Source organism: Pontibacter actiniarum, assembly GCF_003585765.1.
Taxonomy (GTDB): Bacteria; Bacteroidota; Bacteroidia; order Cytophagales; family Hymenobacteraceae; genus Pontibacter; species Pontibacter actiniarum.
Genome location: NZ_CP021235.1, coordinates 1,691,445 through 1,712,679 on the forward strand (window position 1 = coordinate 1,691,445; position 21,235 = coordinate 1,712,679).

A 21,235-nucleotide genomic window follows, 5' to 3' on the forward strand; every position below is an offset into this window, starting at 1 on the left:
GCTGCAGATGTCAGGACGCTCACGCAGGTTCCTTAGCTTTTCACCAGCGCCTGCTCTTTAGAAGTATAAAAGCGCTTTCGGAGCCACTGTGCCACGTTTACCAGCAGGATAAGTGCCGGCACCTCTACCAGCGGCCCCACCACCCCGACAAAAGCCTGCCCGGAATTAAGGCCAAACACACCGATAGCCACGGCTATGGCCAGCTCAAAGTTATTGCCAGCCGCTGTAAAGGAGATGGCCGCATTTTGAGAATAATCGGCCCCCACGGCCTTACCGGCAAAAAAGCTCAGCAGGAACATCACCCCAAAGTAGATGCACAGGGGCACAGCCAGCAGCAGCACGTCAAAAGGTATGCTTACAATGGTGCTTCCCTTCAGGCTAAACATAACGACAATGGTGAAAAGCAGCGCCACCAGTGTAACCGGGCTGATGGCAGGGATAAACCGCTGCTGGTACCACTCTTCCCCTTTTACACTTTTTAGAACGATGCGGGAGAGCAGCCCTGCGGCAAAGGGTATACCTAAGTATATTGCCACGCTTTCCGCCACCTCGCCCATGCGGATGCTTACCACCTCTCCTTTTATACCAAAGTATGGCGGCAACACAGTGATAAACAAATAAGCATAGAAGCTGTAGAGCACCACCTGGAAAATACTGTTGAAAGCCACCAGCCCTGCCGCATATTCACGGTCTCCCTCCGCCAGCTCGTTCCAGACGATCACCATGGCAATGCACCGCGCCAGGCCGATCATGATTAAGCCCACCATGTACTCGGGGTAATCGCGCAGAAAGAGGACGGCCAGCAGGAACATTAGCACCGGCCCCACCAGCCAGTTCAGCACCAGCGATACCGTCAGCACGCGGATGTTCCGGAACACCTTCCCCAGCTGCTCGTACCGCACCTTCGCCAGCGGCGGGTACATCATCAGAATCAGCCCCAGTGCAATGGGTATGTTTGTCGTGCCATGCTGGAAGGAATTGATCACTCCCTCTGCGCCAGGCACCAGATAGCCTATGGCCACACCGAGGCCCATGGCCAGAAAGATCCAGAGAGTCAGGTAGCGGTCCAGGAACGAGAGGCGCTGCCGCTTGTAGGTAGGGTTGCAGGAAGGCATAACCTTTTAAGTATAAAGTTGAAGGGATGTGGCGCGATGGGTGTTCATTTTTTAGAAGCAGCCACCACCATGGCTAGTAGGCTTTGCGAAGCATGTCGGCGAACTCGTTGGGGAGCGGACTTTCTTCCACGGCCCGCGCCGCCCGCTCCACATCGTAGGGCACCCGTATAAAGTCCACTTTTATACTGTCCGGTTCCCGGGCCGTGGAATGCTCATCGAGCTCCAGCAGCACGTAACAGGCGCGGGTGTCGCCGTCTTTAGGTTTGCCAACAGAGCCGAGGTTGATCGCGTGCTTATACTTGGGAGCCTCGCTGTCTTCCGCCTGTAGCCGCCGGTGAAAAGGCTTGTGGGTGTGGCCAAACAGCATGACGTCGGCCGCTGCCTCATCCATTATTCGGAGCAGGCTTTTTTCCGGGCGATCCTCAAACAAGTACTCGTTTATCTTGCGCGGGCTCCCGTGCACCAACAGGATGCGCAGCTTCTCCCCCTCCTTCGGCTGAAAATCTACCCGGATGTGGCGCGGCAACTGCCGCAGGTACGCTCTGTTTCCACTGTTGATGACCCCGTTGGTAAAGGCAATGGACTTGTTGCCGCGGGCTTTGTCCTCCTCAGTTTTATAGGCACAGCCGCAGTCGCCGCTGTTCAGGCCCACGCCCTCGTCATAGTTACCGGCAATGGTCGGGATGCGGTGCCGGCGGATAAGCTCCACCACCTCGTTTACCCACACGTTGTATCCTACCAGGTCGCCGAGGCAGTAGATCATGTCCGGTTGCCGCTGCTCCATGTCCTGCAGCACTGCTTCCAGGGCCGGTAAGTTGGCGTGGACGTCGCTAAAGAAAGCTATTTTCATCTTGGTTCTGAATCTTTACAGGTAGCAGCAGACTACGGCAGGCATTTGCCTGACAGCCTGCCGTAGCCACTCCTATTTTAGCAGCAGCCGCTGTCAGGCGTGCAGCAGGATTTCTCTTCCGACACCAGGCTCATGTCTATAAGCTGCAGCTTCGGCTTCTGCTCCTTGGCCGGAGGCATACAGCAGGCGTTGGCGTCGCTCATTTCGTAGTGCGGGTCATTAAATTCCGCATCCGCGTGGAAGTAGTATACCTCCCACTGCACCCCATCAGGGTCGCTGGCCCAGAACTTATCCTGTACCGCGTAGCAGCAGGAGGTGCCTATCTCCTCTTTCGACACAATTCCGTTGGCCCTTGCCAGTTCCAGGCGCTCGTTCAGTTCCTGCTTCGTCTCTACCTGAAAGCCCAGGTGGCCGAAGTTTTGCTGCACCCGCTCCGGGTTTTCTACAAAGGATATGATCAGCGAGGGGTTGTCCAGCACGTACTTCGCATAGTGCGGCTTTACCTTGGCTGGCTCCTGGCCGAAGAAAGAAGTATAAAAAGCGGTTGTTTTATGGAGGTCAGAGACGTAAAGGCTCACGTGCATCCGCGGAAATACTGAAGTCTGCATCGCATTTAAAGTTTTAGGTTGAATAATTATGTTTAACAGCAGCAACCATCAGAGCAGCATGTGCTCTTGATGTTCGACAGCATTGACTCGAGTAGTTGCCGGGCAGCATCAAAGCGCTCCTGATCGATGCAGTAGCACACGGTAAGCCCGTCTATTTCGCCTTTGATAAGGCCGGCGCTCTTAAGCTCCTGTAAATGCTGAGACACCGTGGTGCGGCTTAAAGGCAACGCATTCGAAATATCCCCCGAAATACAGGTCTTCGTTTCGGCCAGGTGCTGCAGGATGGCAATACGGGCCGGGTGCGACAGCACTTTTGCCAGGCGGGCCACCTCCTGCTGCTCCATGCTGAACGCTGTGGCTTTGGTATAGGTCATAACGCTTCTTTTGAAGTATGACGTAAACATACGACATAGTAAGTATACTTACAAACCCCCTGCTCAGTTTTAACTGCACCCAAAAAAGTTTTAGCAAAGCGCCAGCCCCGCAACCGGGTTTGGTTATCGCTGGGGAGGTACTGCTGCCTGTGTGGCACAAAAAAAGCCGCAGCTTTCGCCGCGGCCTTTTTCAGATGGAAATTTAATACTAATGTACTAGGGCTTTTACGAACATGCGCTACGCAGGTTTTAAGATCTGCGCTTGGCGCCCAGCCTTTTACTGTGAAAAGCCAGCAGGCCTGCTCCTGCAGCCTCACGCGTATTGAGGCAAATTAGAAGCACCCAAGGTACGTTTTGCTAGGTTGTGCGTATCCTGGATGCCAGCACCCGGAAGAGAATGTACAGTACAGCGAAAACGGCCATAGCGATCAGGGCCCAGAATTTCTTTCTGTTTTGCTCCTGCCAGTAATCCCGCTCCGTCTCTGTTTCCCGTAGTTGCTGCGTCACCACGTTGTAGGCTGAGCGCTCGTTATCGAGCATTACCCGCAGCGCATCTAGTTTAGAGGTGTCTTCTACGTAAATTATTTCCGAAACGCGTTCAGGTTTGCACACAGGGCAGTTGCTGGTTATCCCCTCTCCGGCTGCAGTAGGCCCTTCTTCCGGTACCGCCGGATATGGAGAAAGCCTGCCCGGCGCCAGGTAAGGTTTGGGGGTGATGTCGGGCGGGTATTTTTTACCCGGGAAGTGCTTGGCAGCATAGGCTGCCCCGTACTCCTCCGTATACGCCTCGTTTTTATCGACATAAGCCGCCAGTTGCTCGGGATGCTCCTCGAAATACTCTTTGGCCTTACGCTCTGTTACACAAGAGCAAAAGAGCAGCAGAAAGATAAAGAATAGCTTCTTAAAGTACGGGTGTGTCATGCTATCTGTCCGTTTTGGCGTATGGTCAGCTGCTCTGGTAGTAGGGTGGCCTTTGCGGTGGAGGTGGATTCTTCCCGCTTCACCGCATACTGATGTACGAGAATTGGCCCGTGCAGATACGCTTTGCCTTTTTTGTGCTGCGCCGGAGGCTGCAGGAGGCACTGCCCCATAAAAGAAATGCCGCCACACAGGCTTTAAGCAAAGCTGTGCGGCGGCAATACTGGTGGCTAAAGTTAATGAATGGAGACGCTTCTCTATACTCTGCGGACCTACGGGTTATCGGTTATACCCCCCGAAGTGCCCGTAGTAATTATCATTGGTTCTGTCGCGGCGGCCGTAATGGTCGTCCCCGAAATCACGGAACCTGTCTTCGCTGCCATAGGCGGCATCGTGCCGGTACCCGTGGTTGCCGCGGCTGTCGAAGTCGCGGTAACGGTCCCCTTCCTCCGGGTTATCATAGTTAGGGTTGTACCCCATGTTGTAGCTGTAGTGCCTTGGTCGGCCGGCATACGGCCCTTCGGCATACGGGAACCGCTCTACCCTGTCCAGCTCAGACTCCGCTCCCCTTGGCAAGCCGTACTCCACCGAGCGGGGCTGGTCTGTATAGTTCGAGATGTCGTACATCTCCTGGTAATAATCGTCGCGAGTGCCTACCGGACCGCCCTGGCGGCCGTACTGCCTGCTCTGCTGGATGCGGTAGTGCTCGCCCGCCTCGTTACGCGTGTCGCCGAGGTGGGCATGCTCGCGCCCGTGAAAACGCCAGTGGCCGTGGTTATCGTGCCCCTCTTGCCTATAGCTACGGCTGAAATCCCCGTAGTGCCTGTCTTCTCTGTTATCTCTATGATCTCTCATCTTCTTTAAGTATGGGCGACACCCGGGTTTAGCGGGTGTCGCAGTGATTAAATGAATTTATACTTACGCCGTTTTATTAGCGTCTGTCGCGGTCGCGCATATAGCGGTCGTAGTTCTCGCCGCTCTGGCCTTGCCAGCGGTCCATTTCGCTGTAGTACTGGCCCTCACCGTAGTGTTTCTCGCCGCGGGCATAGTTACGGCCGGCAAACCCGGTGCTGTAGTCGTTGTCGTACATGCGGTTTCCTTGCTCATAGCGGCGGTAGGATTCCTCGTCGCCACGTGAGCCGCGTGCCCAGTTGTCGTTGCCGCCCCGGCGCACATCGTGCCCAAAGCGCTCATCGGCCATCCCATAGCGGTAGTCCGAACGGCCTTGCTGCCTCAGGTCATCATAGTCCCTGTCGGAGTAGTCCGCCTGCGGGTCGTAATGGCGGCCGGAGTTGTGGTCGTCCTCCGGAAAGTAGTTCATCCCGTAAGGATTGTCACTACGGCTTCCGCTGGTGTAGTCGGGACCGCTGTAGTGCGCACCGCCAGCCTGGAAGCGCCCCTGCGGATACATCTGGCTTTGGTCAGCGTTACTGTTAAAGCTGTTGCTGTCGCCGTACTGGCTGTTGGCATTGTTTCCGTAGCCGCGGTTAAAGTGAGAATCCCGCGCATAGTTGCCACGGTCCGAGTTCTGCCCGTGGTGATGGCCGTGTAACCAGCGGGCATCGGGATCTGCGTGGTAGTTTTCTCTATCTCTGTCTCTGTAGTTATCTCTTCTTTCGTCTCTCATAGCTTTAAAATATTATGTTATGATCATGTATTCTTACTCTTCTTACGGTACAGCCCCTCCCTTGGGTTAAGCACAGGCTAAACCTGACGGCCCGGCATCCGTTAAAAAGTATACATTAACCAAACCTGAAAACACTATGGAAGGAAACAACTGGAATAACAGAGATAGATACAGAGACAATAGAAACCGCTACCGCGACGAGGACAACCGCATGAACCCCGATAGCTACCGGGGCGCTTACCGCCTGGACAACTCCAGCAGCGACCGCAACGTGAGCACCTGGAATGGCTACGGCAGTTCAGAGAGCAACCGCCGGGGAGGCGCAGACTATAACCAGAACTACAACCGTGATTATAACAGAGACTATAACCGCAATTACAACAGCTCAAGCAGGCAAGGCGGCTACGACCATGACAACTACAACATGGATAGTCGCTACCGCAACCAGTACAGCGGCTACCGCAGCGGCAGCAACGCCAACTGGGATGAGCAGTACCGCCCTAACAGCGGAGGGTATGGCACACGCTTCGGCGGTGACCAGGACCAGCAGCACCGAAGCGTGCGCAGCCGCATAGACGACCAGGACCCTTACGGAGCCGGGAACTTCAACGGCAACTACGGCCCGGACTCGTACGGACAGGGCGGCGGAGAGAACTACGGCAACGAAGCGGGCTCGTTAAGCTACGGCTATGACGGCTCCAGTAACTATGACCCGGACTGGAACAGCCGCTACGAGCCACAGAGCGGGCACCGACGCAGCTACCACGGCAACTATACCAGCCGCCACCCAGAAAGCGGCCAGTACAGGGACAACGCCAGCAGAAGGCCCTCTGACCACAATGCGGACGAGCGCTACTTCTAAGCCAGTAGCACACAGAGTGACAAGGAGCCTAAGCGGCTCCCATTTTTAACTTAAACTGAATAACCATGAGCACTAACGATAAGAATAAAGACAAACTGAAGAATGAGAACCTGAACAACACCCTGAACGAAGGCAATAAAGTGCCGAACATTAACCCAACGGGTGAGCGTAAAACGGTTGACAACGAGGAATTGCGTAAAGGCAAAGTAGGCGGAGCCCCTTCACAGAAGAGCGGTAGCCGCGGCAGCGCCGACACGCAGGACGGCGGTACTGATATTGGTAGCAGCGCCGGCAGCCACTGAGCATAAGCTAGTGCTAAGAGATAAAGCGGCAGGTCAGCCCCTATGGCTGACCTGCCGTATTTAAACGCTGAAACAGTAAAAGCCACCTATTATGGGTGGCTTTTACTGTTTCAGAAGTATGTATAAAAACTAAATGCTCGTGTTATTGCAGTTCCTCCTGCTCCATGTACTCCCACATGGCATCTTCGCTGGCACCGCTTCTCACGGCGTAAACCAGCATGGTGGTGTACACGCCAATTAGCAGAAAGCTAAGCGGGATAGAAAACACAAACGAAACAATCAGCGTCTTAACCGGATCCGGCTTTGATTTCATCTTAGTAGAAGCGTACCAGAAGAACAGTACGTTAAAAATACCGGAGAGTGCGACTAAGTTAATAATGTCAATCATTGGCTAAAAGTTAGAATGGCTTACTGATGGCAACAAGTATACCAGCTTTTTGGTTGTGTACTTTATCGTCATCAACTTCATTTTTTTACTAACTGATGTTCTTTCGTTTATCTTTTTACCGGAACAGCTTGATGCAAATTAGAAGGATGCTACCTAAAACACAAATTTTGGATTAAAAATATTTACAAAACTTTAACATCTATACATATAGCATAACAACTATATTACAATCACTTAACCATCTCCCACCCCACCGACCACTCCCGCAAAAGCCGGTAAGGCAGCAAGACCTGTAATCTAAAGGTGCAATTAGTGAGAAGATCCCTGCTGTGAGGCGCACAGCTCATGCGCTATGTAAACCGGCCGTGCAGCGTGCCCAACTTTGGCATTGGCCCCCGGTAAAGCCCTGCCTGCGCTTCTCTTTGCTTTACAGCTGAACTATTCAGTGACTCTTCCTTAGATTTATGAGTTAATCTATATATTTTTGTTGCAAACGCATGTTTAGCTTTATACTTACCACGGCACCACAAACTTATTTGTAATGGAGGCATCTGAAAACCCACGCGAACGAATTATAGCTGAAGCCAAGCAAATGTTCTTCACCCACGGCTACAGTAAGGTGCTGATGGCAGACCTGGCCAGAAACCTGGGCATGAGCAAGAAAACACTCTACCAGTATTTTACAGGCAAGGAGGAACTGCTCAATGTCATCATCCGGCAGCATGGGCATGATATACAGCGGGAAGTGGAGCGAATCCTGAAAAGCGACCAGATTGAGTTCCCGGAGAAAATAAAGCAGATCTTCAGTTACGTCGGCACGAAGCTCCACTACATCAACCCGGAGTTTGTACAAGATATCAAGAAAAATGCCCCTTCCAGCTGGCAGCACCTGCAGCAGCATAAGGCAGATGCTGCATTCCTGCGCTTTAACTCTTTGCTGGACGAAGGGGTGCGTAAAGGCTACATCCGGGAAGACACGAACCGCACAATGGCCGTTCTGCTGTACGCCAGCGCCCTGGAAACCATACTGAACCCTGATTTCACGCAGCAGGTGCCGGCAGAGCTTATGCAGGAACTGCCCCATACGCCTGCGGCAGTTTTTGATGGCCTGGTAAAAATCATCTTCAACGGCATTATTGACACAAGCAAGGCAAGTGCTTAGCAAAAAAGCAACAGCTTTACCAATGAGGCCTTCTATACACAAAAACCCGAGCCAGCCGGTTCGGGTTTTTGTTTTCGGGTTTAAAGAATAAAGTGTTCTATTACTTCTTGTAGGCACTGTGGGTGTGCGAACAGGACGCCCTCTTTCTCAGAAGGTGCCGAAGCACCGCCACACAGGCACCATGCTGTAGTTTGTTTATAGCTTGGAAACGCGGGTCACATGGTGGCCTCAATCAGTAACCACCACTTTATAAACGTCTGTGCCTCTGCATCGTTCACGCATAAACACGGATTTACCCTCCGTATTTACGCATAAATGCACTCCACTCCCCCCTTGTTCCGAGCCGCTCTCCTGCTACGACATTAAAAAAGCCGTTGCAGCACGGGGCTGCAACGGCTTCACTTGCTTTTTGCTTCAGCTACAGACTCATCGTCAGGATCTGCCTCACATCGGCAATCTGAATATCGGCGCGCTCGCCCAGATCTTTCACGCCACGCGCTTCAAAACGCTCAATGATCGTGTCAATCGTATCTTCTCCAACTTCGTAGTCCGAAAGTTTTGTTTGAATACCCAAAGACTCGAAGAAGGCGATTGTCGCCTCCACGGTTGCCTCCAAACGCTCGTCTTCTGTGCCGGAGTTCACACCCCACACCCTTGAGCCGTACTGAAGTAGCTTCTCTTTTTTCTGTTCGCTCTTATAACGCAGCAAGGACGGCAGGACAATCGCCAGCGTTCTGGCATGGTCTATCCCGTGCAGCGCCGTCAGTTCGTGCGCAATGTAGTGCGTAGACCAGTCAGTAGGAACACCAGGACGAATCACGCCGTTCAGCGCCATTGTTGCGGCCCACATGAAGTTTGCCATCGTATCGTAGTCCTGCGGGTTCTGTACCGCCTTCGGCCCCTCTTCCTTCAGCGTCAGCAACACGGCCTCTGCCATGCGGTCCTGCAAAGGAGCGTTAACCGGGTAGGTCAGGTACTGCTCCAGCACGTGCGTAAACGCATCCACTACTCCGTTGCAGATCTGGCGCACCGGCAGCGTAAAGGTTGCCTCAGGGTCCAGTACAGAAAACTTAGGGAAGGTTAACGGGCTTCCGAAAGCCAGCTTCTCCTTTGTAGACACGCGCGTAACCACTGAGCCAGAGTTCATCTCAGAGCCTGTGGCAGGTAAGGTAAGCACTGTTCCAAACGGAACGGCTTTCTTCACTGGAGTGCGCTTGGTCATCATGTCCCACGGATCCTCTCCCTCAAACTCCATAGCCGCCACAATAAACTTGGTGCCATCTATCACGGAGCCACCGCCTACAGCCAGGAAAAAGTCGATCTGCTGCCGCTTGGCAATGTCTACTGCCTGCATCAGTGTTTCGTAGTGCGGGTTCGGCTCAATGTCGCTAAACTCCAGCACGTAGAAATCCTTCAGTGCTTCCATCACCTGGTCGTACACACCGTTTCTTTTGATGCTGCCACCGCCGTAGGTCACCATGATGCGTGCGCCCTGCGGTATCTCTTTTGCTATTGCGCTGATCTGCCCTTTCCCGAAGAGGATTTTAACCGGGTTATAAAACGTGAAATTATTCATTTATGCTATTACTGTACTTATTTGTATCGTTTAAGGTGCACACGTGCTGCACCCATATGCTTATTTTGAAACTACTGCTGCCAAGTTATGTTTAAGCTTCACGGTCGGCCACCTTCACCAGCTGTTTACCGGTGTTCTCGCCTGAGAACAAGCCGAAGAAAGCCTGAGGGATGTTATCGAAGCCTTCGGTGATCGTTTCCTGGTACTGCAGCTTTCCTTCCTTCACCCAAGCGGCTAGCTCTCTAGCGGCCGTACCGAATTCACTGGCGTAGTCGCTTACAATGAAGCCTTTCATCAGGGCGCTCATCTTCAGCAGGATTGGCTCCACGCGCATGCCGGTAGGCAGGGTTGTGCTGTTATAGTAGGCGATCTGCCCACAGATGGCGATGCGGGCAAACTTGTTCAGCGAAAGGTATACCGCGTCTGATATCTCACCGCCCACGTTGTCGAAGTATACATCCACGCCATCGGGGCAAGCCTTGGCCATGGCCTCCTTCATGTCACCGGCGGTTTTATAGTTGATGGCCTCGTCAAAGCCCAGCTCCTGCTTCAGGTACTCCACTTTGTCGTCTGAGCCTGCCACACCCACCACACGGCACCCTTTGATTTTCGCTATCTGCCCTACCACGGTGCCTACCGCGCCTGCCGCGCCGGACACCACCACGGTTTCACCAGGTTTAGGCTCTCCAATGTGCAGGAGTCCGAAATAGGCTGTAAGGCCCGGCATACCCAAAATACCCAAATGGTAGCTCAGAGGGGCAACATCCGGCTGAATCTGGCTCAGGCCGCTGCCACTGTGCACGGTGTACTGCTGCCACGGCAGGTTGCCCAGCACCACGGCACCTTTCGGCAGCTTGCTGTTTCGGCTGTCCACCACTTCTGCCACAATACCACCTGTAATAGGCTCACCTACCTCATATGGCGCCACGTATGACTTAGCATCGCTCATACGGCCCCGCATGTAGGGGTCCACAGAAACGTAGAGGGACTTCAGCAATACCTCCCCATCCTGCAGGGCAGGTATTTCGCGCTCTTCAAATTTAAAGTTTTCGTTCGCTGGCACCCCTTTTGGGCGGCTTGCCAGTATAATAGTCTTATTTTTCATCTGATTGGTTTTTGCTCCTTTTTAGATACACCACAACCAGCCACTGTGTTTTTTGTTTAAGCTTTTTTTATTGTCAATATGCTGCTTTCATCTAGTTATCTGCCGCTCAAAGGCTTATCAACGGCATTTTTTTAGCAGGCAGCGGAGGCTTAAACAAAGCAGTATGTAAAAATAAAAAGGGCTTAGCGCAATGCTAAGCCCTTCTGTATTATATCTAAAAGTAATTACTTTACTTTATCAACGATAGATTTGAAAGCCTCTGGGTGGTTCATCGCCAGGTCAGCAAGTACTTTGCGGTTCAGGTCGATGTTAGCTTTTTTCAAAGCGCCCATAAGAGCGGAGTAAGACAAGCCGTGCTCACGTGCACCGGCGTTGATACGCTGGATCCACAGGGCTCTGAAGTCTCTCTTCTTAGCTTTTCTATCACGGTAGGCATAAACTAAGCCTTTTTCTACCGCGTTTTTCGCAACTGTCCAAACGTTCTTGCGACGGCCAAAGTAACCTTTGGCCATTTTCATTACTTTCTTTCTTCTGTGTCGTGCTGCAACGACATTTACCGATCTAGGCATTTTGTTTTGAGTTTTGGCGGCTGGTGATTCTAAAAAATCTTCTTAAAGACCAGATACCGGGTTCGTACTAATAATTAACCGATTCCTAATTCTGTCGCAGAATTAGATTTTCAGCATGAATTTAACGTTTGCTTCATCAGCTTTGCTAACTAGGCCGATGTGCGTCAAATTACGCTTCTGCTTCGTCGTTTTCTTCGTCAGGATGTGGCTTTTGTAAGCGTGCTTACGCTTGATTTTGCCAGTACCTGTCAAAGAAAAACGCTTCTTTGCACCAGATTTGGTTTTTACTTTTGGCATGAGTATAAAATTAATTGAATGAAATTACTTCTTCACAGGAGCGGCTTTCGGCGACAGGATCAGGAACATGCGTTTCCCTTCCAGCTTCGGCAACTGCTCAACCTTCGCTAAATCTTCCAGTGCCTGGGCAAATTTCAGAAGAAGAATCTCACCGCGCTCTTTGAACACAATAGATCTACCTACGAAGTGCACGTAAGATTTAATTTTATAACCGCTCTCCAGAAAGCCTTTGGCGTGCTTCAGCTTAAACTCGAAATCGTGGTCATCCGTGTTCGGACCGAAGCGGATTTCCTTGATAACGACTTTCTGCTGCTTCGCCTTCATCTCCCTCGTTTTCTTCTTCTGCTCATACTTGAACTTAGAATAGTCGATGATGCGGCATACCGGTGGGTTGGCTGTTGGCGAAATCTCAACGAGGTCGAGATTCTGTTCATTAGCCAGTTTCTGAGCATCTCTGGTTGAGTATACTCCTTGCTCAACATTGTCACCAACCACCCGTACTTCTCTGGCAGTTATTTTTTCATTGACTTTGTATGGCTCCTCCACCTTTCCGCGTGGGATGTAGCGCCTGTTTTGCGTAGCTATGGTTGTACCTCCTTTAAATTAAATTCTACAATTAGGTTGCGAATATCGCAAATTATCTATCAAAAAGAAAATTTCTTTCTTAATTGTTCAGCATTTCGGCTACTTTGCCCTGAAAGAACGTGCTGAACTCCTCGACCGTCATGGCACCAAGGTCTCCCTCACCGTGCTTACGAACCGATACGGCTCCGTTTTCCTGCTCCTTCTCTCCTACGATGATCATGTACGGCACCTTGCGCACCTCTGCATCACGGATCTTACGGCCGATCTTCTCATCGCGGTTGTCCACGTAGCCCCTGATATCGTCCTGCTGCAGTCGGTCGTACACCTGCTGCGCATAGTCGTGGTACTTCTCAGAGATCGGAAGTATCGCGATCTGCTCCGGGCTCAGCCACAGCGGGAAATTACCGCCGCAGTGCTCGATCAGCACGGCCACGAAGCGCTCCAGCGAACCGAACGGCGCACGGTGGATCATAACCGGCCGGTGCTTCTGGTTATCCGCACCGATGTACTCCAACTGGAAGCGTTCTGGCAACTGATAGTCTACCTGAATAGTTCCCAGCTGCCACTTACGGCCAAGAGCGTCCTTCACCATGAAGTCAAGCTTAGGTCCGTAAAACGCAGCCTCTCCCAATTCGGTTACAGTGGAGAGCCCTTTCTCAGCCGAGGCCTCAATAATAGCACGCTCCGCTTTCTCCCAGGCTTCATCCGTACCAATGTACTTGGCCTTGTTCTCCGGGTCACGTAAAGATATCTGCGCTGTGTAATCCTCAAACCCCAGTGCTTTGAAAACATACAGCACAAGGTCAATTACTTTCAGGAACTCCTCTTTTACCTGGTCCGGGCGGCAGAAAATGTGTGCGTCATCCTGCGTAAAGCCCCTCACCCGGGTTAAACCGTGCAACTCACCACTTTGTTCGTAACGGTAAACCGTACCGAACTCTGCAAACCTTACCGGCAGCTCTTTGTAAGAGCGTGGGCGGGTCTTGTAGATTTCGCAGTGGTGCGGGCAGTTCATCGGCTTAAGCAGGAACTCTTCTCCTTCGTTCGGCGTCTTGATCGGCTGGAACGAGTCTGCGCCATACTTCTCGTAGTGGCCCGAAGTTACGTACAGCTCTTTGCTGGCGATGTGCGGCGTAACTACCGGCTGGTAACCAGCACGCATCTGTGCTTTGCGCATAAACTGCTCCAGGCGCTCACGCAGCAGCGTGCCCTTTGGCAGCCATAGCGGCAGGCCCATGCCCACCTTCTCGGAGAAGGCGAAAAGCTCCATCTCCTTGCCCAGTTTGCGGTGGTCGCGCTTCTTGGCCTCCTCCACACGCTCTAGGTACTCTGTCAGCTCCTTTTGCTTCGGGAAGGTGATGCCGTAGATGCGGGTTAACTGCTTGTTCTTCTCATCCCCGCGCCAGTAAGCGCCGGCGATGTTCGTGATCTTGGCGGCCTTCACAAAGCCAGTGTTCGGGATATGCGGCCCGCGGCAAAGGTCCACAAATTTACCCTGCTCGTAAAACGTAATGGAGCCGTCCTCCAGGTCTTTGATCAGGTCCAGCTTGTACTGGTCGCCTTTCTTTGTGAAATAGTCGACCGCATCCGCCTTGGACACCTCACTGCGCAGGTACACATTTTTCTGACGCGCCAGCTCCAGCATTTTCTGCTCCAGCTTTGCGATGTCTTCCTGAGAGAGGTGGTGCTCGCCCAGGTCCACATCATAGTAAAAGCCGTTCTCTACCGGAGGGCCGATGCCGAACTTCACGTCCGGGTAAAGGTCTTCCAGGGCCTCCGCAAGTAAGTGGGCAGAAGAGTGCCAGAAGGTGTTTTTGCCCTCCTCATCATTCCAGGTGAGCAGCTGCACCGTTGCGTCCTGGTTAATGGCGCGCGTGGCGTCCCATACCGCTCCGTTAACTTTGGCAGCAAGCACGTTCCGAGCCAGGCCTTCGCTGATGCTCTGTGCAATGTCAAGGCTAGTTACGCCGCTTTCATACTGGCGCACTGAACCGTCTGGCAGTGTGATGTTGATCATAGTTGTTTATCTTTCTATCTGTTCCTGTAGGCGTACAGCTGCACTATCAGGCAATGGTTTTGAAATTTTATACTTCAGCCTGGCAACAGACTGGTAGGCATAGGTGGCTTTGGGCTCTACCTCCAGCAAGCGCTGGTAGGCGGACAAGGCCTCCCTGTACTGCCCTGTGCGCTCATAGGCACTCGCTAGCTTGCCCAGGTACTCCGGCTTCCCTTTAAACGCCTCATAGGCCTTCTGAAGGTGCTCCAGCGCCGCCTCGTTATTTCCCAGGTTGTGCTGGTATACGCCCAGCCTATAGTGAGCGCCGGACAGCGTGTCGTTTATACTTACCGCTTTGGCAAAGGCCTGCATGGCGCTGTCCTGCTTCTGCTCTGCCTGGTATCCCAACCCGCGGTTATACCACAGTTTGGCATCCTTTGGAGCAGCTTTCAGGGCGCGCTGCAAGTACGGCTTCGCCGAGGTGTAGTCGCCCTTGTCTATTAGCAAGGCAGCCAGTTCACGCTGCGCCTCTGTAAAGTCCGGCACCTGCCCCAGCGCCAGTTTATAGTTCTGGATGGCTTTGGCTGTGTCACCGGTTGCCTCCTGCACCCGCCCTTTGTAGTAATAGGCAAACTCGTCTGCAGGTGAGAGATTCTGCGCCTTCCGAAGGTACTGCAGCGCCTGCTCGTGCTCTTGCCGCTGCAAGTATAAATCTCCCAGCAGCACGTACAGCGAGGTGCTTTGGTAGGAGTTGCGCTCCGCCTGCAGCGCCAGCGGCAGGGCCTCCTCCCTCTTCCCCATGGCGCGCAGCACCTGGGCCTTTACAAACAGGCTGGCCGGCTCGTTTTTCGTTAGCCGCACGGCTTTGTCCGCATCTTCAAGCGCCTGCTCCAGCTCCCCCCTGCGCAGCAGTACCACTGCACGGCGGGCATACAAGGAGCCGTCCCGTTTGGAGCGCTCAATGGCGGCATTCAGGTTCTCCAGCTGCGCGGCGGGATTGTCCTTCACCACCTGCAGGTTCACCATCTGCTCGCTATCCCCTTCCTCCAGCGTACAGGAAACCATCGAAACCGATAAAACCAACAGCAATAATCTGTAAACCCGCATCCTTACCGGCTAATAGTATTCTTCTGAAAAAAGGACATTCGCACTTAGGGGCGCTAAATTAAGACATTTTGCCTAAATAGAAACACATCCTACACACGAAGCAGCCTCCTGGCTAAAACAAAAAGCCTGCCACCGAATCGGGAGCAGGCTTTTTGGCAGAATATCATCAACTTATAGTTTCTGTTGCTCTTGTAGCATAATCTTGCACCGCCTGCTTAGTTCCAGCTCCTCCTTCGTTTCGAAAGTGAGCGTGAGCGCCTTTTCCAAGGTGCTGATACAGGCGGTTGTTTCCCGCATCTCTTTGTACACGCTGGCAAGGTCGAAGTAGTAGCGGATGTTATTTGGCTCATACACGATCGCCTGCTCCAGGGCTTCGGCAGCCTTCTCATTGGAGGCCTCATCACAAACGCCGCCGAAAAACAGCTTGGAGGCCGCTTTCTCAGCAAAGTTGAGGTTCGCCATTTTGAAGTACCAGCGCCCCAGCGTATACCAGGCTCCCGCATGTTTGGCATCATCCACCAGTGCGGCATCCACAAAGGACTTCATCTGGTTAATGCCCTCCAGCCGTTGCCGCGGGCCCGCAGTCATGGCGGAGCAGCCAAGCGAAAGCGCCATCACGTAATTCGACTCGGCATCCTCCGGCTGAAGCTCATAGGCTTTCATGGCATAGGTCTTTGCCTTGGAGAAGTGCTCCGCCTTACGGGTTTCATCAGCAAACCTGTCGCCGATACGGCAATGCAGGTAGCTGGCCCGGCACAGTGCTTCGTAGTTATCCGGCGACTGCGTGATTACCTGCTCAAACAGGCGCAGGGCTTCGCTGTCTTTATAGTTGTTGAGAAGCTGTTCAGCCCGCTGCATCAACTCGTTGCCCGATGCAGTGCCACCACCTGCCATTACGGCAGCGGGTGCTCCTGCAGAAAGCAAACATCCCAGAAGAATAGCTGTACAAGTTCTTTTCATATCTATATTCCTACCCTACAATCTACGGAAAACCAAAGACTTTAGCAAGAGCAGGCGCAAGATAGATTAGAAAATATCCAGCTGCCTTTTCTCCTTCAACGCTTTCTTTTCGAGGCTAAGGTCTTTCTCGCCTTGTACGTCGTCCACTGCGTGTGGTTGGGCGCTGCTCACCTTGGCGGCCTCTTCGGCCAGCTCTTTTAGCTGGGATGGCAGCGTTACCGGCTCCCTTTTGGCAGACTTCTTAGCTTTGGGCTTATCCTCCTCTGGCTGGTCCACAGGCAGCATTTTCGGCACATCCACCTCGTACACTTTAAAGTAGTTGAGCTTGTTGCCCATCGCCTTCCAGCCCTTCACATCAATAAACTCGTTAAGCAGAATTTTCTCCGCCTCACGCTCGCCGCGAAGCGAACGCTTGAACTTGATGCTGGCCAATGGCTCCGGATGCGTAGACACGGCCTCTAGCCTGGAGTTCTTTGTCTCCGGAATAAAGGCGAAGCGCTTGCCTATGGTGGTCGTCTCTACCTTGAAACGCTTCACGTAGTAGGTTTTATTTTCCCCCTCGTAATAAATAGCTGAAATCACCAGCTCGGGATCGAACTTCTGCAGCACCTTCAGCTTCTCCACGGTGTAGTGGTTGGCCAGGTCAAACGATGTCAGCTCGTACGTGCCGTCGTCGTGAATGGCAAGTATGGCATCGTCGGTGTTGAACGAGCCCAGGTAGCGGCCACGGCCTTCGGTGTTCAGGCGGCCGATCACCTCATCGTAATAAATCTCACGGCCTCCCAGGGTAGACTCGCCCAGGCTCTTCTGCACCACTTTCTTCACCGGGTACTTCGTCACGATGTTACCGTTGGACCCTTTGCCTTTGATCATCAGCTCGGCAAAATCAAAGTCCAATACTTTGTTTCTGGCTGATGCGTTCGGCGAAAGCGTAATGGTCACCACCTCAGACTCGGAGTTCGGGTTGGCGGTAAGGTAGTGCACTTTAGAGCCTTTGTTGCCTTTGGTAAGGTCGTACTCCTTGTCGCGGGTTACGGACTTCACAGCAAAGCGCTTGGCATACGACACACCAGACTTACCATCGAGGTAGATCATGTTGTAGACCATGTGCTCATCGTTCTTGTTGTAAACGCCGGCATAAATGATGTCCTTGCCCACGAAGGTTTTCTCCGCCACTTTCGTTACCATGAACTTACCGTCCTTGCGGAACACGATGATATCGTCCATGTCGGAGCAGTCGCACACAAACTCGTCTTTGCGCAGGCCTGTCCCGATAAAGCCGTCTTTGGCGTTCATGTACAGCTTCTGGTTGGCGATGGCCACGTTCTGCGCGTTGATCACGTCGAAGGTTTTCACCTGCGTGCGGCGCTCTTTGCCTTGGCCGTACTTCTTCAGCAAGCCTTCGAAGTATGCGATGGCGTAGCGGATCAGGTTTGCCAGGTTATCATCCACCTCGGCCATTTCCTCCTCCAGCTTATGAATATACTCATCGGCTTTAAAGGAGTCATACTTGGAGATACGCTTGATCTTGATCTCCGTCAGGCGGATAATATCCTCCTCTGTCACCTCACGGCGCAGCAGGTGCTTGTAAGGGTCCAGCCCCCTGTCAATGGCGTTGAGTACGGCTTCCCAGGTTTCGCACTCCTCAATATCGCGGTAGATGCGGTTCTCGATGAAGATCTTCTCCAGCGACGAGTAATGCCACTTATCCTCGAGTTCCCCTTTGCGAATCTCCAGCTCACGCTTCAGCAGGTCTACCGTCTTAAAGGTAGAGATGCGCAGCAGCTCGTTCACGTCCAGGAAGTGCGGCTTATCGTTGATGATCACACACGCGTTCGGGGAGATGGACACCTCACAGTCGGTGAAGGCGTAGAGGGCATCCATGGTCAGGTCCGGCGACACGCCCGGCGGCAACTGCACCTGTATCTCCACATCGGCGGCAGTATTGTCTACTACCCTCTTGATCTTGATCTTATTGTTTTCGCTGGCCTTTACGATGGACTCCATCAAACCCGTTGTGGTGGTACCGTATGGCACATCCCGGATAACGAGCATGGTTTTGTCCACCTTCTCAATGGTGGCGCGCACGCGGATTCTGCCGCCGCGCTGGCCGCCGTTGTAGTTGGTCACGTCTATCTGGCCACCCGTCAGGAAGTCGGGCAACAGGTTCGTGCTACGGCCTTTCAGCACATCGACAGAGGCCTTGATCAGCTCCCGGAAGTTGTGCGGCATAATCTTGGTAGACAAGCCTACGGCAATACCCTCCACGCCCTGCGCCAGCAGCAGCGGGAATTTAACCGGCAGTGTTACCGGCTCGTTTTTACGCCCGTCGTAGCTCAGCTGCCACAGCGTTGTCTGCGGGTTAAACACCACATCCAGGGCAAACTTGGAAAGGCGCGCCTCGATATAGCGGGGAGCCGCCGCGCTGTCGCCGGTGCGGGCATCGCCCCAGTTACCCTGCGTCTCGATCAGCAGGTCTTTCTGCCCCAGGTTCACCATGGCGTCGCCGATGGAGGCGTCGCCGTGCGGGTGGTACTGCATGGTCTGGCCGATCACGTTGGCCACCTTGTTAAAGCGACCGTCGTCCATCTCGCGCATGGCGTGCAGGATACGGCGCTGCACCGGCTTCAAACCATCTTCAATGGCTGGCACCGCGCGCTCCAGAATTACATAAGAGGCATAATCGAGGAACCAGTTTTCGTACAGACCAGAGACAGGCGTCACGTTGTGGATGGTTTCCTCCTCCCCGTCCGTAAACTCCACCTCCAACTCTTCGTTGTGCTGGAGCTCCTCCTCGTTGTTCAATTCGTCGTTATGCATATACTTCTTCAACTATATCTTTCTCATACTTCAGGTTCTCGATGATGAACTGCTGACGGTCCGGGGTATTTTTACCCATGTAGTAGCTCAGCATCTTCTGGATCGTCGTGTCCTTCTGCAGGATCACCGGCTTCAGCTTTATGTTATCGCCAATAAACTTGCCAAACTCATCCGGAGAGATCTCTCCCAAACCTTTGAAGCGGGTGATCTCCGGTTTCTTCCCTAGTTTCTGCATGGCCTCCTGCTTTTCTGCTTCGTTATAGCAGTAGATCGTTTCCTTCTTGTTGCGCACCCGGAACAGCGGTGTCTCCAGGATGTACACGTGGCCGTTTCGCACCAGGTCCGGGAAGAACTGCAGGAAGAACGTAAGCAGCAGCAGGCGAATGTGCATACCGTCCACGTCGGCATCGGTCGCGATCACCACGCGGTTGTAGCGCAGGCCCTCCAGCCCCTCTTCGATGTTCAGGGCGTGCTGCAGCAGGTTAAACTCCTCGTTTTCGTACACCACCTTTTTCTTAAGGCCAAAGCAGTTCAGGGGCTTACCCCTTAAGCTGAACACAGCCTCGCTATCCACGTTGCGGGATTTGGTGATTGATCCACTGGCAGAGTCACCCTCGGTGATGAACAGCGTGGACAGCAATGACTTCTCGCCTTTGTCCTCGTTAAAATGGAGGCGGCAATCGCGGAGCTTACGGTTGTGCAGATTTGCTTTTTTGGCCCGCTGGTTCGCCAGCTTTTTCACGCCGGCCATGTCCTTGCGCTCGCGCTCACTTTGCTCAATCCGCTTTCTGAGTGCTTCCGCCGTTTCCGGGTTCTTGTGCAGGTAGTTGTCCAGGTGCTCGCGCACAAAGTCATTGACATAGGCGCGCACGGCTGGTCCGTCAGGCCCCATTTCAATGGAGCCCAGCTTTGTCTTCGTCTGCGACTCAAACACCGGCTCCTGCACACGCAACGAAACCGCCCCTATAATAGAGCCGCGGATATCAGCGGCGTCATAGTCTTTTTTGTAGAAGTCTCGTACCGTCTTTACCACCGCCTCACGAAAAGCGGCCAAGTGCGTACCACCCATGGTAGTGTACTGGCCGTTCACGAAGGAGTAGTACTCCTCGCCGTAGTTGTCGCCGTGGGTCAGGGCCAGTTCAATATCCTCGCCCTTCAGGTGGATGATCGGGTAGCGCAGGCTCTCCTCATCCGCCTTGTTGCGGAGCAGGTCCAGCAGGCCGTTCTCAGAGTAGAACTTCTTACCGTTGAAGTTAATGGTCAGGCCGGCATTCAGGTACACGTAGTTCCAGATCTGGTTCTCCAGGTAGTCCGGGTTAAACTGGTAGTTCTTGAAGATGGTGTCGTCCGGCGTGAAGACAGTGAGGGTACCGTTGCGCTGCGGGCTGTCCTGCACCTCAAAATCCTCTGTGAGCACGCCTTTCTCAAACTCGGCGGCTTTCATTTTGCCATCGCGAACAGACTGGATGCGGAAGTGGCTGGAGAGGGCGTTTACTGCCTTCGTACCCACACCGTTTAGGCCCACCGACTTCTGGAAGGCTTTGCTGTCGTACTTACCGCCCGTGTTGATCTTACTCACACAGTCGATCACTTTACCCAGCGGAATACCGCGACCATAGTCGCGCACCTGCACTTTGTGATCTGAGATCTTCACCTCAATGGTCTTACCGAAACCCATCACGTGTTCGTCGATGGAGTTGTCGATCACCTCTTTCACCAAGATGTAAATACCGTCATCTGCTGATGAGCCATCGCCCAACTTACCAATGTACATACCAGGGCGCAGCCTGATGTGCTCGCGTGGTTCCAGCGACCGGATGCTGTCTTCGGTGTAATTATGCTCTAACTCTGCCATTATGTAAGCGTAAGTGTAGTTGAATAGGTAGTATCAATCCGAAATATAGGAAATTATAAAAGACAAGACGCAATCGATAAGTTCCTACCGATGCTAAATTACCTAAAGCGCCCTAAAAATACTAATGGTTTTAGCTTTAAATAAAGTACTGCTTCCCTC

21 protein-coding genes are annotated in these 21,235 nt (G+C 53.0%); 3 read left to right on the forward strand and 18 right to left on the reverse strand.

The window, feature by feature from the left end:
• Positions 1 to 32: 32 nt before the first annotated feature.
• The 7 genes from arsB to CA264_RS07380 form a co-directional block, all read right to left on the reverse strand.
• Complete coding sequence (arsB, locus tag CA264_RS07350; RefSeq protein WP_025605929.1) at positions 33 to 1,115, reverse strand: ACR3 family arsenite efflux transporter; 1,083 nt, start codon at positions 1,113 to 1,115, stop codon at positions 33 to 35.
• 73 nt (positions 1,116 to 1,188) lie between these two features.
• Complete coding sequence (locus CA264_RS07355) at positions 1,189 to 1,965, reverse strand: metallophosphoesterase family protein (protein ID WP_025605930.1); 777 nt, start codon at positions 1,963 to 1,965, stop codon at positions 1,189 to 1,191.
• 77 nt (positions 1,966 to 2,042) lie between these two features.
• A complete protein-coding gene (locus tag CA264_RS07360) occupies positions 2,043 to 2,573 on the reverse strand; it encodes an ArsI/CadI family heavy metal resistance metalloenzyme (protein WP_084196176.1) in 531 nt (176 codons plus the stop codon).
• Positions 2,574 to 2,605: 32 nt separating this feature from the next.
• On the reverse strand, positions 2,606 to 2,947 hold the full coding sequence (locus tag CA264_RS07365) for an ArsR/SmtB family transcription factor (protein WP_025605934.1): 342 nt from the start codon (positions 2,945 to 2,947) through the stop codon (positions 2,606 to 2,608).
• A 357-nt stretch (positions 2,948 to 3,304) separates the two neighbouring features.
• Positions 3,305 to 3,868: a hypothetical protein gene (locus CA264_RS07370; RefSeq protein WP_025605936.1), complete on the reverse strand. Its 564-nt coding sequence runs from the start codon at positions 3,866 to 3,868 to the stop codon at positions 3,305 to 3,307.
• A gap of 276 nt (positions 3,869 to 4,144) precedes the next feature.
• Positions 4,145 to 4,720 carry a hypothetical protein gene (locus tag CA264_RS07375; protein ID WP_025605938.1) on the reverse strand — a complete coding sequence of 192 codons (576 nt, stop codon included), beginning with the start codon at positions 4,718 to 4,720 and terminating at the stop codon, positions 4,145 to 4,147.
• A gap of 76 nt (positions 4,721 to 4,796) precedes the next feature.
• Complete coding sequence (locus CA264_RS07380) at positions 4,797 to 5,492, reverse strand: hypothetical protein (RefSeq protein ID WP_025605940.1); 696 nt, start codon at positions 5,490 to 5,492, stop codon at positions 4,797 to 4,799.
• A 136-nt stretch (positions 5,493 to 5,628) separates the two neighbouring features.
• On the opposite strand from CA264_RS07380, the gene CA264_RS07385 reads away from it, so the two are divergent.
• Complete coding sequence (locus CA264_RS07385) at positions 5,629 to 6,354, forward strand: hypothetical protein (protein WP_025605942.1); 726 nt, start codon at positions 5,629 to 5,631, stop codon at positions 6,352 to 6,354.
• 65 nt (positions 6,355 to 6,419) lie between these two features.
• A complete protein-coding gene (locus CA264_RS07390) occupies positions 6,420 to 6,656 on the forward strand; it encodes a hypothetical protein (protein WP_025605944.1) in 237 nt (78 codons plus the stop codon).
• A gap of 142 nt (positions 6,657 to 6,798) precedes the next feature.
• On the opposite strand, the gene CA264_RS07395 is transcribed toward CA264_RS07390, so the two are convergent.
• The gene (locus CA264_RS07395; protein WP_025605946.1) at positions 6,799 to 7,044 is read right to left on the reverse strand and encodes a hypothetical protein; all 246 of its coding nucleotides are present in this window, start codon (positions 7,042 to 7,044) and stop codon (positions 6,799 to 6,801) included.
• A 541-nt stretch (positions 7,045 to 7,585) separates the two neighbouring features.
• On the opposite strand from CA264_RS07395, the gene CA264_RS07400 reads away from it, so the two are divergent.
• Entirely contained in the window at positions 7,586 to 8,206 is a 621-nt protein-coding gene (locus tag CA264_RS07400) for a TetR/AcrR family transcriptional regulator (RefSeq protein ID WP_025605948.1), read from the forward strand.
• Between the two features lie 418 nt (positions 8,207 to 8,624).
• Here CA264_RS07400 and CA264_RS07405 read toward each other — a convergent pair whose 3' ends face one another.
• The 10 genes from CA264_RS07405 to CA264_RS07450 form a co-directional block, all read right to left on the reverse strand.
• Positions 8,625 to 9,782, reverse strand: a complete 1,158-nt coding sequence (locus tag CA264_RS07405; protein WP_025605950.1) for an iron-containing alcohol dehydrogenase — start codon at positions 9,780 to 9,782, stop codon at positions 8,625 to 8,627.
• 91 nt (positions 9,783 to 9,873) lie between these two features.
• On the reverse strand, positions 9,874 to 10,887 hold the full coding sequence (locus CA264_RS07410) for an NADP-dependent oxidoreductase (protein ID WP_025605952.1): 1,014 nt from the start codon (positions 10,885 to 10,887) through the stop codon (positions 9,874 to 9,876).
• Positions 10,888 to 11,111: 224 nt separating this feature from the next.
• The gene (rplT, locus tag CA264_RS07415) at positions 11,112 to 11,456 is read right to left on the reverse strand and encodes a 50S ribosomal protein L20 (protein ID WP_036775750.1); all 345 of its coding nucleotides are present in this window, start codon (positions 11,454 to 11,456) and stop codon (positions 11,112 to 11,114) included.
• Between the two features lie 102 nt (positions 11,457 to 11,558).
• On the reverse strand, positions 11,559 to 11,753 hold the full coding sequence (gene rpmI / locus CA264_RS07420) for a 50S ribosomal protein L35 (protein WP_025605954.1): 195 nt from the start codon (positions 11,751 to 11,753) through the stop codon (positions 11,559 to 11,561).
• 24 nt (positions 11,754 to 11,777) lie between these two features.
• Positions 11,778 to 12,299: a translation initiation factor IF-3 gene (gene infC, locus CA264_RS07425; RefSeq protein WP_025605955.1), complete on the reverse strand. Its 522-nt coding sequence runs from the start codon at positions 12,297 to 12,299 to the stop codon at positions 11,778 to 11,780.
• A gap of 118 nt (positions 12,300 to 12,417) precedes the next feature.
• The gene (thrS, locus tag CA264_RS07430; protein ID WP_025605957.1) at positions 12,418 to 14,355 is read right to left on the reverse strand and encodes a threonine--tRNA ligase; all 1,938 of its coding nucleotides are present in this window, start codon (positions 14,353 to 14,355) and stop codon (positions 12,418 to 12,420) included.
• Positions 14,356 to 14,361: 6 nt separating this feature from the next.
• A complete protein-coding gene (locus CA264_RS07435) occupies positions 14,362 to 15,441 on the reverse strand; it encodes a tetratricopeptide repeat protein (protein ID WP_084196177.1) in 1,080 nt (359 codons plus the stop codon).
• Positions 15,442 to 15,612: 171 nt separating this feature from the next.
• Entirely contained in the window at positions 15,613 to 16,401 is a 789-nt protein-coding gene (locus tag CA264_RS07440; RefSeq protein WP_084196178.1) for a tetratricopeptide repeat protein, read from the reverse strand.
• A gap of 66 nt (positions 16,402 to 16,467) precedes the next feature.
• Positions 16,468 to 19,221 (reverse strand): DNA gyrase/topoisomerase IV subunit A, encoded by a 2,754-nt coding sequence (locus CA264_RS07445; protein ID WP_025605962.1) that lies wholly within the window; start codon positions 19,219 to 19,221, stop codon positions 16,468 to 16,470.
• Positions 19,214 to 21,076, reverse strand: coding sequence for a DNA topoisomerase IV subunit B (locus CA264_RS07450; RefSeq protein WP_025605964.1), 1,863 nt, complete (start codon positions 21,074 to 21,076; stop codon positions 19,214 to 19,216). The genes CA264_RS07445 and CA264_RS07450 overlap by 8 nt, the downstream gene beginning before the upstream one ends.
• Positions 21,077 to 21,235: the final 159 nt, after the last annotated feature.

Excerpts from the sequence above, each read along its gene's own strand:
- arsB (WP_025605929.1), bottom strand. The coding sequence starts at position 1,115 with ATGCCTTCCTGCAACCCTACCTACAAGCGGCAGCGCCTCTCGTTCCTG.
- CA264_RS07355 (WP_025605930.1), bottom strand. The coding sequence starts at position 1,965 with ATGAAAATAGCTTTCTTTAGCGACGTCCACGCCAACTTACCGGCCCTG.
- CA264_RS07360 (WP_084196176.1), bottom strand. The coding sequence starts at position 2,573 with ATGCAGACTTCAGTATTTCCGCGGATGCACGTGAGCCTTTACGTCTCT.
- CA264_RS07365 (WP_025605934.1), bottom strand. The coding sequence starts at position 2,947 with ATGACCTATACCAAAGCCACAGCGTTCAGCATGGAGCAGCAGGAGGTG.
- CA264_RS07370 (WP_025605936.1), bottom strand. The coding sequence starts at position 3,868 with ATGACACACCCGTACTTTAAGAAGCTATTCTTTATCTTTCTGCTGCTC.
- CA264_RS07375 (WP_025605938.1), bottom strand. The coding sequence starts at position 4,720 with ATGAGAGATCATAGAGATAACAGAGAAGACAGGCACTACGGGGATTTC.
- CA264_RS07380 (WP_025605940.1), bottom strand. The coding sequence starts at position 5,492 with ATGAGAGACGAAAGAAGAGATAACTACAGAGACAGAGATAGAGAAAAC.
- CA264_RS07385 (WP_025605942.1), top strand. The coding sequence starts at position 5,629 with ATGGAAGGAAACAACTGGAATAACAGAGATAGATACAGAGACAATAGA.
- CA264_RS07390 (WP_025605944.1), top strand. The coding sequence starts at position 6,420 with ATGAGCACTAACGATAAGAATAAAGACAAACTGAAGAATGAGAACCTG.
- CA264_RS07395 (WP_025605946.1), bottom strand. The coding sequence starts at position 7,044 with ATGATTGACATTATTAACTTAGTCGCACTCTCCGGTATTTTTAACGTA.
- CA264_RS07400 (WP_025605948.1), top strand. The coding sequence starts at position 7,586 with ATGGAGGCATCTGAAAACCCACGCGAACGAATTATAGCTGAAGCCAAG.
- CA264_RS07405 (WP_025605950.1), bottom strand. The coding sequence starts at position 9,782 with ATGAATAATTTCACGTTTTATAACCCGGTTAAAATCCTCTTCGGGAAA.
- CA264_RS07410 (WP_025605952.1), bottom strand. The coding sequence starts at position 10,887 with ATGAAAAATAAGACTATTATACTGGCAAGCCGCCCAAAAGGGGTGCCA.
- rplT (WP_036775750.1), bottom strand. The coding sequence starts at position 11,456 with ATGCCTAGATCGGTAAATGTCGTTGCAGCACGACACAGAAGAAAGAAA.
- rpmI (WP_025605954.1), bottom strand. The coding sequence starts at position 11,753 with ATGCCAAAAGTAAAAACCAAATCTGGTGCAAAGAAGCGTTTTTCTTTG.
- thrS (WP_025605957.1), bottom strand. The coding sequence starts at position 14,355 with ATGATCAACATCACACTGCCAGACGGTTCAGTGCGCCAGTATGAAAGC.
- CA264_RS07435 (WP_084196177.1), bottom strand. The coding sequence starts at position 15,441 with ATGCGGGTTTACAGATTATTGCTGTTGGTTTTATCGGTTTCGATGGTT.
- CA264_RS07440 (WP_084196178.1), bottom strand. The coding sequence starts at position 16,401 with ATGAAAAGAACTTGTACAGCTATTCTTCTGGGATGTTTGCTTTCTGCA.
- CA264_RS07445 (WP_025605962.1), bottom strand. The coding sequence starts at position 19,221 with ATGCATAACGACGAATTGAACAACGAGGAGGAGCTCCAGCACAACGAA.
- CA264_RS07450 (WP_025605964.1), bottom strand. The coding sequence starts at position 21,076 with ATGGCAGAGTTAGAGCATAATTACACCGAAGACAGCATCCGGTCGCTG.